Genomic DNA, 15222 nt, shown 5'->3' on the forward strand with positions numbered 1-15222 from the left:
GCTCACCTCCGTGCTCGGCCGTCCGAACGAACCGCTGGTGTTTATAGTCGATTCGGGCCGGTCCACCGACCGCCGGATATCGTGAGGTAACTAGCATGATATCACCGTTAGTCATCGTCGTATCCCCGCCGCTTGCGCTCGAGTTCGAACCGTCGGCCGTAGATCCGCTTTCGCGTCGGTGCGGTGGAGTACTTCACCTTCCGCGGAACCGTCGAGTACCGAGCGCCGCCGCCGAGGTCGCGTCGGTCGGTCTGGATGGTCGACGCCGCCGTCGGATTTCTCGAGTTAGTGCTCGTATCCTGCCGACGCATCTTCTCGCGGTTCAGCTCGTAGAGTTTCTCGAACTTGCCGTGGGTCTTCAACAGGGCGTCCCGAAACTCGTCAATCCCCTCGGTGGCCTGTTGCTGGATGAATACCTGGTACGCTTCAGGATTTTGCTCTACGTCGATCGATCCCAGCGCATCTTTGGGGTCGACGTCGTCGAGGAGCCCGTCTTCGCCGCCGAGGACCCCATCGTCTTCGTCTCCGCCGAGTAGCCCGTCTTCGCCGCCGACGAGTTCGTCTTCCCCGGTCACCGCAGATGCGGCCTCGGAGGCCAGTCCACCGTCTTCGTCGCTGGCAAGGTCATCGACCGCCTCCTCGAGTTCCTGGGTCTCCTCCCAGATGTCGGTGAGGTCGGTCGCGTTCCAGGCGCTTAGCAGATCGACCGCATCGAAGACTTTGCTGAAATCGACGACGTCGCCTACGCCCTCTTCGTCGTCGCCGTCCAGCGCCTCGGGTACCTCGCCGACATCGATCGCCTCGAGCAGTTCGTCGCCGTCGACCGCTTCCGGCAGGTTCTCGAGGTCGACCGCTTCAAGGAGGTCCTCGAGCTCCGTCGCGACATTGACGAGCGCATCGACGTCTCCGAGGACGGACTCGAGGGCCTCGTCGTCGAGTTCCTCGAGCGACTCGACGGGCTCAAGTTGTGCTTCGAGCGACTCGAGGTGTTCCGTCGCCTCCCGAAAGATCGAGTCGGCGGCGCTCGCATTTTCGTCCTCACTCATCGGGATCACCGCGAAAATCGCCGTTGTCGTCGGCTGTCCCGCTTTTCGACTCACCGTCGTCCATCGAAACGGTAACCGTGAGAACGCCGTTTTTGATCCGGGCATCGGCCTCGACCGACGACCGATCCCACGGAACGTCGATGCGCTCGAGTTCCCGATCGCTAACGCCGACAACGAGCGTGGTGTTGCCGATGGTCCCGTCGTCAAATCCGACGGTGATCGATTCGGGATCGACGCTCGAGACATCCGCGATGACCAGCACTTGGTCGTCGTAAGTTCTGGTCGTCACATGCTGGGTGGACAGCGACGATCGATGGCGGCGCGTTCGCGAGGGACGGCCTCCGGAGGAGCTTCGCCTCCGGTCGGGTCCTCGCGGGTTCTGCGACGCTCGATTCGGCGAGTCTCGGACGGAATCCGAGTCGATCGATTCGAGTCCGGACCCGATCGAGAGGTCGTAATCGAGCCCGAAACGACCGCCACCGCCGGATCGACCCGATCGCGACGCCTTCGAGGACCGATCGAGGGAGTCGAGGAGGCTCAGGAGGCTCGAGAGCCAGTGACCCCCACTGGAGTCACTCGATCCCGGCGGCTCGTCGGACAACCAGTGGTCGGTCGACCCCGGACCGATCGGCGGCTGTCGATCGCCGGGTTCCGACGGCTCCTCGTCGGCGGGCTCATCGGAACCGGCGTCGGATCGACTCGAGTCTCGGTTCGACGCTTTGTGATCGTCGTCGCTCGACTCGTCCGGTCTGTCATCGTCTCGTGGTTGTTCATCGCCCGGTGATCGATCGTCGTCTCGTGGTTGTTCGTCGTCTGGTGATCGCTCGTCGGACATTATCGTTTCACCTCTACGCGTCCGCTTCGTAGCTCCTGATGAACCTCACGGGCGACCTCGATCTCCTCCTCGAGGGCCTCCTTTCGTTCGAGATACTCCGACTCCGAGCGCTCGCCGAGTTCGTACAGAAGCTGGTTTTCCTTGCGTTCGTCCTCAAGCCCCTCGAGGTCGTAGAGTTCGTCGAGCGCGATCGTGTGGATCGCGTCGAGGATGCTGACGAACGGCCGGAAGAGCAAGTCGTCGAGTACAAACATGGGTTATCGTTGTGCTCCGATTTTCACGTCGACGAAGCTATAGGGTGCGAACGGGCCCGTGTACTGCACCATGACATCCTCGAGGTCGGGGTGGTCCTCGAGTTCCGCGACGGCGTCGTCGAACGTTTCGCGCTCGTCTTCCTCGACGAGGTACGAACGATTGAGAACGAGCCGATCGCTGAAGTGATCGTTCTCGACCGATTGAGCGGCGAGCGACTCGAGCGCGTCGGCGACGGTTTCCTCGATCGCCTCCCGGTCGACGTCGGCATCTTCTTCCGTGACGAGTTTGAGACCGAGTTCGATTCGGCCCTCGATATCGCGAATGGCGCGTCGGAACGCCGGTCGAGCGCCTCGAATAACGTTCTTCAGCGCGCGGTTGCTCTCGAAGGCCATTCCGAACTGCATCGGGATGATCGAGTGCCCGTTGGTCCGCTCCATGATCTCGCGGAGAACTTCGTCGTGGCGCTTTGCATCCTCGTCCGTCTCCTCGGGATCTGTTGTGTCGATGTCCGAGACGACGGCCTGGTACCGACGATGGGAGACGGTGTAGACCTCGTTCGCACCGCCGACCGCGTCGGTTTCGAACTCGAGGTCGGCACCGGATTCGACGATCCCGTAGACGTATCGGTTAGTCACGGAACCGTCACCCCCGACGAGTCAGCAATTCTTCTCGCTCGAGGCGGTCGCGCCCCCTCTCGAAGCGGGCGATTACACCGTTCGTCCGCTGTGATAGTACGGAATTGCGTATTCATGGTAGATCTGTGATGGTCTCGAGTATCGCGCTGTGGTCTCTCCGAGTGCAGAGACGCAAGCGCACCGAGAGCGCTCGATGGGTAGGAGTCGTCCCTGAACACCGTTCTCACAATCCGTTTCGAACGGATACTACACTACCACCGCTCGTTATCCTCGTGCTTGCAGTCGCAAGAATTCGCTCACTGTTCAAAATAATATAGAGAGTTTTAAATATAATCAAACTAAAGGCATAAATTGAAATACAGTTTCCTATGAGATCTGACTCAACGATTTCACGGTGGAAACACGTAATCATGATCGTTCCAGTCGTGTACGTTCTCATGCTATCCTTTCTCGTGACGTTCGGTGCCGCGCTCACTTCCGGCTTCGAAAGCGTACCCGTCGACGAGACGGCCGTAACGATCATCGGAATGGTCGTTATCACCGGCGGTTCTCTGGTCACGATCGCACTGCCGTACGCGCTGTATCGCGACATCTCGATCCTCGAGGCGGCCGGTGTCACGGCTGAGTGGGAGCCCGACCGGACCAAATTCGTGCTCACGGCGGCCTTCGGATGCTTCGTCCCCGGGTTGAGTCCGCTCGTGTCGATCTACTATCTGTACCAGCGACGAACTTACGCGGGGATTCGATAAGTGCATGTAGCTGACAGATCCACAACGGACAGGCTCAGCGGAAACAGCCGCTATCGAGCTCGAGGGTGCAACGAAACGGTACGGTGATATCGTCGCCCTCGAGACCGTTTCGCTGACGATACCGCGCGGAGAGATCTTCGGATTTCTCGGGCCGAACGGCGCGGGAAAAACGACGCTCATTCACCTCTTGCTCGGGTTCGCCCGACCGACCGGTGGAGAACTGCGCGTGCTTGGCGACGACGTACAGGAGGCCCCACAACAAATTCGCGAACGGACCGGTATCCTCCCCGAGCGTGCCGCGGTCTACGATCGCCTGACCGGACGAGAACACGTTTCTTTCGCGATCAAGTCGAACGGGGCAGATGACGAGCCACAGTCGATCCTCAAGCGCGTCGGAATCGCCGACGCGGCCGACCGAAACGCCAGCGACTACTCGAAAGGCATGAAACAACGACTCCTACTCGGGATGGCCCTCGTCGGCTCGCCCGACCTGTTGGTCCTCGACGAGCCATCGACCGGGCTCGATCCGCAGGGCGCTCGCGACCTACGAGAAATCGTCCGAGCGGAGGCCGCTCGCGGCGCGACGGTTTTCTTTTCGAGTCACAGCCTCGACCAGGTCGAAGCGGTCTGTGACCGCGTTGGCATCCTCGCGAACGGGAATCTGATCGCCGTCGATTCGATAGACGGGCTTCGGAATACGGCGAAATCGAAGACGACGCTTACGGTCGACGTCGATCGTCTCCCCGACGGCGCGATTTCGTCGATCGAAGCGATACCCGGGGTCGCCGATGCGAGCGGGAACCACACGACCGTCACGGTCTCGTGCGAGGACGAAGCGAAACCGGACGTACTGGCCGAACTCCAGGCCGCCGGGGCGTCGGTCAACACCTTCGATACCGAGGAACCGTCCTTGGAGGAACTGTTCGTCGCACACACGTCGTCTTCGGACGGTGAACCATGAGCGTCGGACGGTGGACGACGCGGGCGATGCTGGTCGGAAAAAAGGAGTTTCTGGTTGCGATTCGGTCGCGAGTGCTCCTCGGATTGATCGCGTTGTTCGTCCTCTTTACCGTCGGCGGGATCGTTCTCGCGGCGCAGTTCGGGAACCTCGTGAACGCGGACAGTAACACCGTTAGCATCCTCTTCGGACTGCTGTCACCGGCTGCAATGTTCGTTCCGATTATCGGGACGTTGATCGGATACAAGGCGATCGCGGCCGAGCGAGAAAGCGGGAGTATTTACAGTCTGTTGGGTATGTCCCACTCTCGAGGCACCATCGTTTTCGGGAAGATTATCGGTCGATCGTGCGTGGTTGCCGTCTCGATCGTCCTCGGGTTTTCGGCCGGAGCAGTTGCACTCGTCGCCGCCACAGGGACGATCAGACCAGTTCAGTTTCTCGTCTTCGTGGGAGCGACGCTACTCCTCGGCGTCGCGTACGTCAGCCTCGCCGTCGCGATCTCCTCGGCGACCGGTTCGACGACTCGAGCCGCCTGGGGCGCGTTCGGAACGTTCGTCGTGCTCAACTTCCTCTGGGAGTTACTCGCCTTTTTGTTGCATTTTCTCCACACCGGAACGACGTCAATTGAGCCGCCGCTCCCCGAGTGGTTCGTTCTGTTCTTCCGCCTCTCGCCCGCGGTCGCATATCAGATCGTGGCGACGGCGACGCTTCCGGAAGATGATCTGTTTCTGTCAGGGCTCGCTGAGGTATCGGGAACGGCCGGCGAAACGCCGTTTTACCTCGAGCCGTGGTTCGCGGTCGCGATCCTCGGCTTCTGGATTGTGGTCCCCGCCGCCGCGGGATACGTCCGGTTTAAACGCCTCGAGATTTGACCGGACACTCCGTTCGTATTTGATGCGATCACGCGTTCCGATCACTCTCGAAACCAAACCGAAACGGCGTAGTCACGAAAATCGTCGGACGCTTCGGTGGCCGTTCTCGATCGATCAATCGGCCGGTGCTTGTGGCGAGGGATCATCGAGCGTCGTGTTTTCGTCCTCGAACAGCGCCGCCCTCGTTGCCGCCGCGAGTTCGTTGACGATGGACCGTCCCTCGCGTTCGCGAACGACCAATCCGTCGTCCTCGAGCGTCGAGAGGTGGTGAGTAACCGTACTCGGATCGCGGTCGAGTTCCGCCGCGAGTTCGCTGTTGTTCGCTCGCTCGAGCGTTGCGAGCGCCTCGAGTACGTCGCGTTTAGCGGGTTCCTCGAGTGCGGCCTGAAGTTCGGAATCGATTTCCTCGAGGTAGTACCGTCGCTTGCCGTTGATTTTGGCCGTCGTCAACAGGTCTTCCTCCTCGAGAATCCGAACGTGGTGACGAACCGTCGACAGCGGGACGTCGATTTCGTCGCTGATCTGGGAGAGGTACCGTCCCGGATCCGCCTCGAGCGTCTCGTAGATCGCCTGGCGCGTCTCGTTCTCGAGCGGGTCCGAATCGTCGTACCTGCTGTACTTGAAAATCGGGATGAGCTCCCATGGAATCGCCGCGAGTGCGCGACGAAGTGACCGGCGGCCGGATGCTGACCAGTTCGCGACCGCGTTGCTGGCACCGCCTGCCAGACCGCCGCCGCTCGCTCCGCCTGCTCCGCCAGCCGCGCCGGCACCTGCTGTAGCGCCACCGAGACCAGCACCTGCCGCCGCACCTGCACCACCCGTCGCCCCTGCACCACCCGCCGCACCTGCACCACCCGCCGCACCTGCGCCAGCGACTGCCCCGCCTGCGCCACCGATCCCGCCCGCCGCTCCTGCCGATGCCGTCATCGCTCCCATCAATCCGACCAGCACCGCATCGGCCGCGATCTGGCCGGTTCCGGGATCCGTCGGTGCTCCGCCGGCTACCGCTCCGAGCGCCGATTCGCCGTCGACGATCGACGAAACCGAGACGTCGGTTCCCGGAATCTGAACCGACGCGGCCGTAGAGACTGGCGACGAGATGGCGTCTTCGACTCCGCCTACCGCAGACTCGAGCGCATCCGTCGTCGAGTCCACCGGCTCCTCGAGGAACGAATCCGCTTCGTCAGCCGTGCCGTTGGTCACGTCGTCGACTCCGTCGGTGGTCTCGTCGACGGTCTCCTCGAGTCCGTCCGCGGTTTCATCGACTGCGTCTTCTACCGTTTCCGTGGGTTCGGCCGTCGCGTTCTCGATCGCACCGGTCGTCTCGTTGATACTCTCATCGGACGTATTATCGACGGAATCACCAGTGTCGGTTACGGCGTCGGTCGTATCGTCTAGTAGCTCGGTCGAGCCGTTGTCTGCCTCATCGGTTAAATCATTGGCCGCCTCATCGGTTGAATCGTTGGTCGTTTCGTCGATGGTATCAGACGTCTCAACGTTCGTCTCGTTGCCATCGCTCGTCACGTCGTCCGTGGATTCGTCTACCGTATTGGACGTATCACCGTCGATCCCGCTGACATCCTCGAGCGATCCGTTGGCCGCTAAGGTTGCCACTACAATTCCTGTCGCTCCTGCGACCATCGAGCAGACCACCAGCAGGGAGAGGAACGCCACTGTTCCGCTCGAAATCGCCGAGCCCATCGATCTCATCACCTACTCGAGAGTCATCTGTAATACCTTTTTTCCGTTATCCGACGACATCTGTTAGAGAGACTCTCAGTCGCGTTCGTCTATCCGGCATCAGAGATTGTCTCGAGAAGCACCCAATGTCGTTCGAACGGGGAGAGGCGTCAAGCCGAAATACCCCAATATCAAGTCTCGGGCCTTCTACTGCCGGCTATAACTATGTGAAGATTCTCGCACCTCGGTGCGACGAGAATCCCGAACGACGTACAGCCAGCAGTGTTAGCCGACGGTCGTCGCGACACCCTTCGTCTGACGATAATCGCTCGCCAGAATCGACTCGAGCGTCTCGAGGATCGTTTCTCGATCGGCCTCCTCCCACTCGGTCGGGTTCCGAATCGGCACGACCATGAATCCTCGGCCGCGGATTTCGCTGGCGTGGAGCGTTTCCATCTCGAGGTCGAGTTTTCTACGCTGGGTCGTATACTGACCGAGCACGTGATCGGTTGCGCGTTCGCCCACCGGAAGCAGGATGTGTGCGTTGATCGCTCGGAGTTCGGCGTCGAAGTACCGCTCGAGTTCGGCGTACTCTGCCGGCGTCGGTTCGCGACCGTCGGGAAGCGAGCACATGTGGATGTAGTCGGCGAAGAGATCCTCGAGGCGAGGGCTGTCCTGTGGGCCTGTGACGAAACCGGCGTCTCGAAAGAGGTTCTGAACGCCGATTCCGGCGTCCGTCGCGGTGAACGGAACCCCGGTCGTTTCGCCGCCGTGGCGGCCTGGATGATCACCGATCACCTGAAAGTCGGCGTTGGCGTCACCGTAGCCGAAGACGGCGGGGTGGTTTCCCGCATCCTGTCGCTTGAACGGCGGCCGCATACCGAAGGGATTGCTCGTTCTATCGGTGACGTTTTTCACGGGAGACGAAACGAGTGCAGAACAAATAATTCGAGCGGTTTCGGGAGCGGTGGATCATCTATCGTGAGGAATACTGCCATCATTGGTCGAATTCGGCCGTTGTCTCTCCGGCCGTCCGGAGCGATAGGACCGAGACGCGCCCGACCGCATCGAAGTCTTTCAGTCGGTAGACGAGTTCCCGAATACGAGACGCCTCGCCGTGACAGAATACCGTCTCGAGACACCACTCGCCGTGGTGGACGTGACTCGTCGTATCGATTTCGGTCTGGAACTCGTGTTGCAGTTCGTGGAGCGATTCGATGATCTCGTCGTGGACATAATCGAAGACGACCGTCGCGGCGACGGTTCCTCGGATCTGTTCGAGTTGATGGTGTGACTCGATGTACTCCTGGATCGCCTCGCGAAGGGCTCGAGACCGCGACTCGAGTCCTTCCGACTGCCACGTCTGGTCGAACTCGGCGAGCATGTCGTCCGGAATGTTAAGACTCGTCCGCATGGGTTTCCGTTGGACGGCCGTAAAAAAGAGTTCGCGGTCTCGTTTTGGGTCCGAGTCGACGGGTGGCACGGACAGGCCGGGACTAATACTGTCGGCTGTACCCATGAAACGATTCTCACACTCCCGAAGCGACGAGAATCTCGAACGACGTACAGCCGACAGTATAACTTGGCCCCGAAAATCACGAAAGGTATAGTCACCGCGACCGAATCCTTGGTCGAATGTACCAGTTGGGTCACTACGGCGTCGCCCTCCTCGCGTACGCACCACTCGGCGTTGCCGTCGCGCTCTCGGGTGCGGAGGTGCTCGCCGTCGCTGGCGCGCTCGTCTGCGTCTCGCTGTCGACGCTTCCGGACTGTGACCATCACGTGGCGTTTCTCGAGCACCGCGGTATCACGCACACTCTGGCTTTCGCGGTCCTCGTCGGCGGTGCGCTCGCCGCGGCGGCGTCGATGCTCCTCACGTCCGGAATATCCTTCGTGACGGAGTCGATCGTCCCGTTCGCGTTCGTCGTCGGAACGCTTTCGATCGTCTCGCACCTGCTCGCAGATGCAATCACGCCGATGGGAATCCGCCCGTTTCGCCCGTTCTCGAGCTACCATTACACGGCGAAACTGACGCCGGCGGCGAACCCGGTCGCGAACTACGCGCTGTTCGGACTCGGCGTCTGTGCGACGGCCGGCGCTGTGTGGCTCGTTTCAGTTCTCGGATAGCCGCGCTTCGCATCGTCCGTATTGCAAACGCCGTCTCGGATACTGCCGACCCGGAGAATATCGAAGTGGCGTCGCTACCGGCTTACTGACTCCTTTTGGTCTTCGTGAGCCAGATTCCAGCGATGATGGTCACGAATAGTACTGCGGTGATTCCGATGTACGTCAGATCGATCAGCTGGTCGAATCCCGAACCCGATTGGCGACCGAAAAATATCATCAGGAACGCGAGTATCGGGGTTGCGAGGAGTACTCTGCGGATTTGAGCGCGCTCAAAGCGACGACGGCCGACCATCGCTGCGAAGATACCCGCCGACAGCAGTGCGAGCGAGACGCCGTACTGGGCAATCTGGACGCTCGGCGAATAGCTGGTGATATCGGTGAGATTCAGCGGACTGAGCGCAACGTGAAACGGCACCGTTACGGCACCGAGCGTGAGGACGGCGGTGACGTGGCCGGCCGTGAGCCGGGGTGCCCAGACCAGAATCGTCGCGACGACGAACAGCGTGAAGATGAGGACGGCCGTCCAGAAGTGAAGCGAGAGAATGTCCATCGTGTACTGTTCGACGGTTTGCCAGCCCAGGACGACCTGAATCGGCGTCAACACCGTTCCCAGAACGACCAGCGCGGTGACGCGGCGGTCGACCGAGGAGAGGCGAAGCGAGGCGACTGCGGTTCCGATGATCGCGAACCCGGCGAACATCGAGACGAAGCGATGGAACCACTCGTAGAAACTCACGATGTGTGCCGGAAACAGGTTGAACGGGCCGGCATCACACTGAGGCCAGTTCGCTTCGCAACCGAGTCCGGCCCCCGTCGCTTTCGCCGCGACGCCGAGAAGGATCGTTGCACCGACCAGCACGAGCGTCGTTGCTAACAGATGCCGAAAGCCGAACCGATTGCGGAGCGAGCGCATTGTCGAATCGGATGTGTGTGTAGTAGACGACACAGGCGTTCGTTCGCCGCTTAGAATCGCCCGCATTTAGGTTATCCGAGTCGGTCCCAGCACTCGAGAATCGTCCAGCATCCGGCTGGAATGGGAGCGGCCTACGGCGTCTCTCGAGTCGAGCGAGACGCGTGATCGAGCAAGTACTTCGATGCGTAGTTCCCGCTCTCGAAAACAGTCCGAGGAGATGATTATATACACAGGGGTGCATATCTTTCACGTTTTCAAGCACGATTCGAGCACAAACAAGGAGGTTTTTTATCGGTTGGGCTCCGTAGAGTGATTCATGACTGAAGCGCGGGGCGAAACTCCCCGGCGAACAGGAATGACCGAGAAGTGCGGTGTCGTCGGCGTCGCACTGAACGGTCGAGACGCGGCACGACCGTTGTACTATGCACTCTACGCACTCCAGCACCGCGGCCAGGAGTCCGCAGGGATCGTTACTCACGATGGGTTTCAACAACACAGCCACGTAGACATGGGGCTCGTCGGAGACGTGTTCGACGAAGACGATCTCGACGTACTCAACGGCGCTGCGGGCATCGGTCACGTCCGCTATCCCACGGCGGGATCGGTCGACTCGAGTTGTGCACAGCCCTTTTCGGTCTCGTTCAAGAGCGGCTCGCTCGGCCTTTCTCACAACGGTAACCTCGTCAACGCCGAGGAGATCCGCGACGAACTCGCGAGCGTCGGCCACGCCTTTACGAGCGACGGCGACACGGAGGTGATCGCCCACGACCTCGCGCGAAATCTTCTCGAGGAAGACCTCGTCCGCGCCGTCAAGCGCACGATGCAACGAATCCACGGCTCGTACTCGCTGACGATCAGCCACGACGAAACGGTCATGGGCGTGCGCGACCCGCAGGGGAATCGCCCGCTCTGTATCGGGAAGCTCGAGGACGGGTACATCATCGCCTCCGAATCCGCGGCGATCGACACGCTCGACGGCGAACTCGTCCGCGACGTTCGCCCGGGCGAACTCGTCGTCTTGCAGGACGACGGGCAAGGATTCGATTCTTACCAGTTGATCGAACAGGAGAACACGGCCCACTGCTTTTTCGAACACGTCTACTTCGCACGCCCGGACAGCGTGATCGACGAGACGCTGGTCTACGAGGCCAGACGCGAACTCGGTCGCCGGCTCTGGGAGGAAAGCGGCGTCGAAACCGACGTCGTGATGCCGGTTCCGGACTCCGGGCGAGCGTTCGCGTCGGGCTACGCGGACGCGGCCAGCGAGACGACCGCCGACGGCGACCCTCGAGCCGAGGACGACGACGGCGTCGAGTTCGCCGAGGGACTGATGAAAAACCGGTACGTTGGCCGGACGTTTATCATGCCGACCCAGGACGAACGCGAGCGCGCAGTTCGCCTGAAGCTGAATCCGATCAAGTCGACCGTCGAGGGCAAGACCGTCACGCTCATCGACGACTCGATCGTTCGTGGCACGACCTCCACGCAGCTCGTGCAGTTGCTCAAAGACTGCGGCGCGGAGGAGGTTCACATGCGCATTGGTGCCCCGCCGATCGTCGCACCGTGTTACATGGGCATCGACATGGCGACCCGCGACGAACTCATCGCCGCCGACAAGCGCACCGAAGAAGTCTGTGACGAGATCGACGCCGACAGCCTCGCGTACCTCTCGACCGACGGCGTCGCCAACGTCCTCGAGAACGACCGCGACGACCTCTGTATGGGCTGTGTAACCGGCGAGTACCCCTACGATATCGAGGGCGAGGAGACGGATCGCGACGTGGTCCGCCCACAACTCGAGGGGACGACCCTCCACGCCGACGACTGACGAGCGATGAATCGGTTCGACATCTCTTTCTGGTAAAACTCACACCGGGCCGTCTCGAGGGATCGCAGAGCACTTACCCACCCCCGCGGAACATGCTCCCATGCAGATCAAGAGCCGGGAGCAGGTCGAAGGCGGCCGCGAGCGCGTCGAGGTCGTCCCCGAGAGCATCGACGACCTCTGGCACTTGCAGTACGTCCTTGAGCCCGGCGACCGCGTCGCGGGCGATACGACGCGCCGGATTCAGCGAAATGACGAGCAGATGCGGGATACGGGCGGTGAGCGCGAGCCGATGTGGGTCGCCATCGCCGTCGACGACATCGAGTTCCACAAGTTCGCGAACCGCCTGCGCGTCGGCGGCGAAATCGTCGCCTGTTCGCGGGAGGACCAACTCGGCTTTCACCACACCTTAAACGTCGAGGAGCGCGACGAACTCTCGATCGAGAAGCGGTTCAAACCCGATCAGGAGGCCCGTCTCGAGGAAGCCGAAGAGGCGACCGAAAACCCGGACGTCGCGATTGCCACCGTCGAGGAGGGAGCCGCTCACGTCCACACGGTCGCCCAGTACGGGACCGAAGAGCGCGCGACGATCTCCGGACCCACCGGCAAAGGCGATTTCGCCCGCGACCGCTCCGAGCTGTTCGACGAACTCGCCGCCGTACTCTCGCGGATGGACGTCGACGCGATCATCCTCGCGGGCCCCGGATTCACCAAGCAGGACGCGCTGAAGCACTTCGAGAAGAACAATGCCGACCTAACGGACCTAATCACGATGGTGGACACATCGGCCGTCGGCGACCGCGGCGTTCACGAGGTCCTCAAACGGGGTGCCGTCGCGGACGTCCAGCAGGAAACGCGAATCGAGAGCGAAGCTGAGGCCATCGACGAACTCACTCGCCAGATTGCCGAGGGTGCCAAAGCGGCGTACGGCCCCGAGGAAGTAAACAAAGCCGCCGAGTACGGGGCGATCGAGGAACTGCTGATCCTCGACGACAAACTGCGAAAGGAGCGCGGTCCCGACGGCGAGTGGGCACTCAACGTGGACAACATCGTCCGCACCGCCGAACAGAAAGGCGGCGACGTGACCGTCTTCTCGAGCGAGTTCCCACCGGGCCAACAACTCTCGAATCTCGGCGGTATCGCGGCGCTGTTGCGGTACCGGCTCGAGTGACCGACCGAAACCTAATCTATTCTAATCCTTGAAGCGAAACGACCACCTATGGACAAACGATCACGCCTCGTTATCGGAACGATCTGGATCGCAGTTGCGGGTGTGATGGCGATCACGCTCGAGCCGGCCGTCCCGACCTCCGGAAGCGAAATCCTCCGGGTGTTCGTCGTGCTAATGGCGCTGTTTCTGGCGGCTATCTATCTGTTCGACCCCCGGGGAATAATCAGCGGGAAGGGATTCGACTGAGCGGTAACGGATAATACGATAGAAGAGATCACTCGACTTAGCCTGCCGTAGCCCGGGTTTTACCCGATATCCGGACCGCTCGCATCGAAAAGGACGCCGGGACGCGAACTCAGTCGTCGGCCATTGCGAGGGCCTGCTGATCGGACTCGAGGAGTCGATCGAGGGCGTCGACCATCGCCTCGACGCTGGCGCGGGTGATGTCGGCCTCGCTTCGGGCGACGGTGACGGTGCGGTCGTCGCGGCTCATCGTCACCTCGACGGTGACAACGGCGTCGGTGCCGCCGGTAACCGCGTCGACGTGATAGGACTCGAGTTCCGCATCGGCCGCCGAACCAAGCGCCTCACGGACGGCCGAAACCGAAGCGTCGACCGGACCGGATCCGGTTCCGCTGGCGACCCGTTCCTCGCCGCCGACGTCGAGTCGAACGCTCGCGGTCGGAACGGGACCGCCGCTCGAGGCGGCGATATCGATCAGTTCGACTACGCGCTCGCGCTGCGTGCCGGTGACGTCCTCGGCGATGGCTAAAAGATCCGCATCCGTCACGTGTCGACCACGATCGCCGAGCTCGGTCACTTTCTGGGCGATTTCGGCGACTTCGTCGTCGCTCGCGTCGACATCGTGTTCCTCGAGTGCCGCCTGCACGCCGGCTCGACCAGCGTGTTTACCGAGCGCGAGCCGCCGTTCGCGGCCGACGGTTTCGGGCTCGTAAGGCTCGTACATCTTGTCGTCCTTGAGCGTGCCATCGGTGTGGATCCCGCTTTCGTGGGTGAAGGCGTTCTCCCCGATTACGGCCTTGTTCGGCGGAAGGGAGATCCCCGTCGCCCGCGAGCAAACTTGCGCAAGGTCGTACACCTGCTCGAGATCGAGGGTTTCGACATTGTAGACGTGCTCGAGCGCGATCGCGACCTCTTCTAAGGCGACGTTGCCCGCCCGTTCGCCCAGCCCGTTGACTGTACAGTGGACGAGGTCGGCACCCGCGGAGACGGCCGAGAGGGCGTTTGCGACGCCCAGTCCGAGGTCGTCGTGGGTGTGGGCGCTTACGGGGCCAAGTTCAGCGAGTCGAGAGACCGCCTCGGCGGTGCGCTCCGGACCCGTGTGGCCGACGGTGTCGGCGAAACAGGTTCGATCGGCACCGGCCTCGAGTGCGGTCTCCATCAGCGTCTCGAGATAATCCAGATCCGCCCGCGAGCCGTCCTCGCCGATGACTTCGACCCAGAGATCGTGCTCTTTGGCATAGGAGACGAGCTCTGCGGTTTTCTCGAGATTGTCTTCTCGAGAGGTTCCGACTTTGCCCTCGACGTGGCGATCACTGGCGGGAACGACGAGATGGATACCGTCGACCTCGCATTCGAGCGCGAGGTCGATGTCGGTCTGGATCCCGCGACAGAAACTCGTGATGCGTGCGTCGAGATCGAGGTCGGTCACTCGAGAGATGGCCTGTCGTTCGCCCGCGCCGGTACAGGCGCTTCCGGCCTCGATTACCGAAACGCCCGCTCGCTCGAGTGCGCGAGCGATTTCGACTTTCTCGTCGGGTGATAGCGAGACGCCGGGTGCTTGTTCGCCATCGCGCAAGGTGGTATCGAGAAGGCGGACGGTACGATCGGACGGAATCGTCTGTTCGGGGGTGTGAGTTACAGGCAAGAGTGATGAACTGCGATTATCAGAATCGCGGAATTTCGCATCCAGCCGGGTCGCCCCGACTTCCTCTATCCTCGGAGTTCGGCGTTGAGATGGTATCTCGTGCCATTGTACACGAACAAATGAACAGGGAGAACTTAAAACCGCCGATGATGGCCCGTTTCTCGTTCTGGGAGACTGCCACGTAGCAGCGTCGCTGGTGATTCGTTTGACGAAGAACGAGCCACGTCACCGACTTCGACGGCGCTGGCAAACGACCGCACGTTTCACC

The 15222-nt window shown here is 61.5% G+C and carries 16 protein-coding genes; 7 read left to right on the forward strand and 9 right to left on the reverse strand.

All coding sequences use genetic code 11. The features are described from left to right. Positions 1 to 107: 107 nt before the first annotated feature. Genes ACYQ14_RS15625 through ACYQ14_RS15640 form a run of 4 tightly spaced genes read right to left on the reverse strand, consistent with a single transcriptional unit; the run spans position 108 to position 2771 of the window. Entirely contained in the window at positions 108 to 1046 is a 939-nt protein-coding gene (locus tag ACYQ14_RS15625; RefSeq protein ID WP_459889309.1) for a hypothetical protein, read from the reverse strand. Beyond that, entirely contained in the window at positions 1039 to 1881 is an 843-nt protein-coding gene (locus ACYQ14_RS15630) for an Hsp20/alpha crystallin family protein (RefSeq protein ID WP_459889310.1), read from the reverse strand. Before ACYQ14_RS15630 ends, ACYQ14_RS15625 begins: the two co-directional genes overlap by 8 nt. Then, positions 1881 to 2135: a gas vesicle protein GvpF gene (gvpF, locus tag ACYQ14_RS15635; protein WP_459889311.1), complete on the reverse strand. Its 255-nt coding sequence runs from the start codon at positions 2133 to 2135 to the stop codon at positions 1881 to 1883. Before gvpF ends, ACYQ14_RS15630 begins: the two co-directional genes overlap by 1 nt. Positions 2136 to 2138: 3 nt before the next feature. After that, complete coding sequence (locus ACYQ14_RS15640) at positions 2139 to 2771, reverse strand: GvpL/GvpF family gas vesicle protein (protein WP_283835229.1); 633 nt, start codon at positions 2769 to 2771, stop codon at positions 2139 to 2141. A 410-nt stretch (positions 2772 to 3181) separates the two neighbouring features. On the opposite strand from ACYQ14_RS15640, the gene ACYQ14_RS15645 reads away from it, so the two are divergent. The 3 genes from ACYQ14_RS15645 to ACYQ14_RS15655 all read left to right on the forward strand — a co-directional run bounded on the left by ACYQ14_RS15645 (position 3182) and on the right by ACYQ14_RS15655 (position 5350). Further along, positions 3182 to 3520, forward strand: a complete 339-nt coding sequence (locus ACYQ14_RS15645; RefSeq protein WP_459889312.1) for a hypothetical protein — start codon at positions 3182 to 3184, stop codon at positions 3518 to 3520. Positions 3521 to 3608: 88 nt separating this feature from the next. Further along, positions 3609 to 4481, forward strand: coding sequence for an ABC transporter ATP-binding protein (locus tag ACYQ14_RS15650; RefSeq protein ID WP_459890090.1), 873 nt, complete (start codon positions 3609 to 3611; stop codon positions 4479 to 4481). Further along, the gene (locus ACYQ14_RS15655; protein WP_459889313.1) at positions 4478 to 5350 is read left to right on the forward strand and encodes an ABC transporter permease subunit; all 873 of its coding nucleotides are present in this window, start codon (positions 4478 to 4480) and stop codon (positions 5348 to 5350) included. Before ACYQ14_RS15650 ends, ACYQ14_RS15655 begins: the two co-directional genes overlap by 4 nt. A 114-nt stretch (positions 5351 to 5464) precedes the next feature. On the opposite strand, the gene ACYQ14_RS15660 is transcribed toward ACYQ14_RS15655, so the two are convergent. From ACYQ14_RS15660 to ACYQ14_RS15670, 3 genes are all read right to left on the reverse strand, one after another. After that, positions 5465 to 7060: a winged helix-turn-helix transcriptional regulator gene (locus tag ACYQ14_RS15660; RefSeq protein WP_459889314.1), complete on the reverse strand. Its 1596-nt coding sequence runs from the start codon at positions 7058 to 7060 to the stop codon at positions 5465 to 5467. A 255-nt stretch (positions 7061 to 7315) separates the two neighbouring features. Beyond that, positions 7316 to 7948 carry a uracil-DNA glycosylase family protein gene (locus ACYQ14_RS15665; RefSeq protein ID WP_459889315.1) on the reverse strand — a complete coding sequence of 211 codons (633 nt, stop codon included), beginning with the start codon at positions 7946 to 7948 and terminating at the stop codon, positions 7316 to 7318. A gap of 79 nt (positions 7949 to 8027) precedes the next feature. Further along, positions 8028 to 8444, reverse strand: coding sequence for a CopG family ribbon-helix-helix protein (locus tag ACYQ14_RS15670; protein ID WP_459890092.1), 417 nt, complete (start codon positions 8442 to 8444; stop codon positions 8028 to 8030). 221 nt (positions 8445 to 8665) lie between these two features. Between ACYQ14_RS15670 and ACYQ14_RS15675 the strand changes: the two genes are divergently transcribed. Further along, complete coding sequence (locus ACYQ14_RS15675; RefSeq protein ID WP_459889316.1) at positions 8666 to 9157, forward strand: metal-dependent hydrolase; 492 nt, start codon at positions 8666 to 8668, stop codon at positions 9155 to 9157. Positions 9158 to 9239: 82 nt separating this feature from the next. On the opposite strand, the gene ACYQ14_RS15680 is transcribed toward ACYQ14_RS15675, so the two are convergent. Next, positions 9240 to 10070 (reverse strand): COX15/CtaA family protein, encoded by an 831-nt coding sequence (locus ACYQ14_RS15680; RefSeq protein WP_283835237.1) that lies wholly within the window; start codon positions 10068 to 10070, stop codon positions 9240 to 9242. A gap of 355 nt (positions 10071 to 10425) precedes the next feature. Here ACYQ14_RS15680 and purF point away from each other — a divergent pair, with 355 nt between their 5' ends. The 3 genes from purF (at position 10426) to ACYQ14_RS15695 (ending at position 13312) form a co-directional block, all read left to right on the forward strand. Next, the gene (purF, locus tag ACYQ14_RS15685; RefSeq protein ID WP_459890094.1) at positions 10426 to 11898 is read left to right on the forward strand and encodes an amidophosphoribosyltransferase; all 1473 of its coding nucleotides are present in this window, start codon (positions 10426 to 10428) and stop codon (positions 11896 to 11898) included. A gap of 100 nt (positions 11899 to 11998) precedes the next feature. Further along, on the forward strand, positions 11999 to 13066 hold the full coding sequence (locus ACYQ14_RS15690) for an mRNA surveillance protein pelota (RefSeq protein ID WP_459889317.1): 1068 nt from the start codon (positions 11999 to 12001) through the stop codon (positions 13064 to 13066). A 48-nt stretch (positions 13067 to 13114) separates the two neighbouring features. Further along, entirely contained in the window at positions 13115 to 13312 is a 198-nt protein-coding gene (locus ACYQ14_RS15695) for a hypothetical protein (RefSeq protein ID WP_459889318.1), read from the forward strand. 109 nt (positions 13313 to 13421) lie between these two features. Here the strand turns inward: ACYQ14_RS15695 and ACYQ14_RS15700 are convergent, their stop codons facing one another. Further along, positions 13422 to 14954 (reverse strand): (R)-citramalate synthase, encoded by a 1533-nt coding sequence (locus ACYQ14_RS15700; protein WP_283835242.1) that lies wholly within the window; start codon positions 14952 to 14954, stop codon positions 13422 to 13424. Positions 14955 to 15222 lie beyond the last annotated feature (268 nt).

The organism is Halostagnicola bangensis (assembly GCF_054653435.1).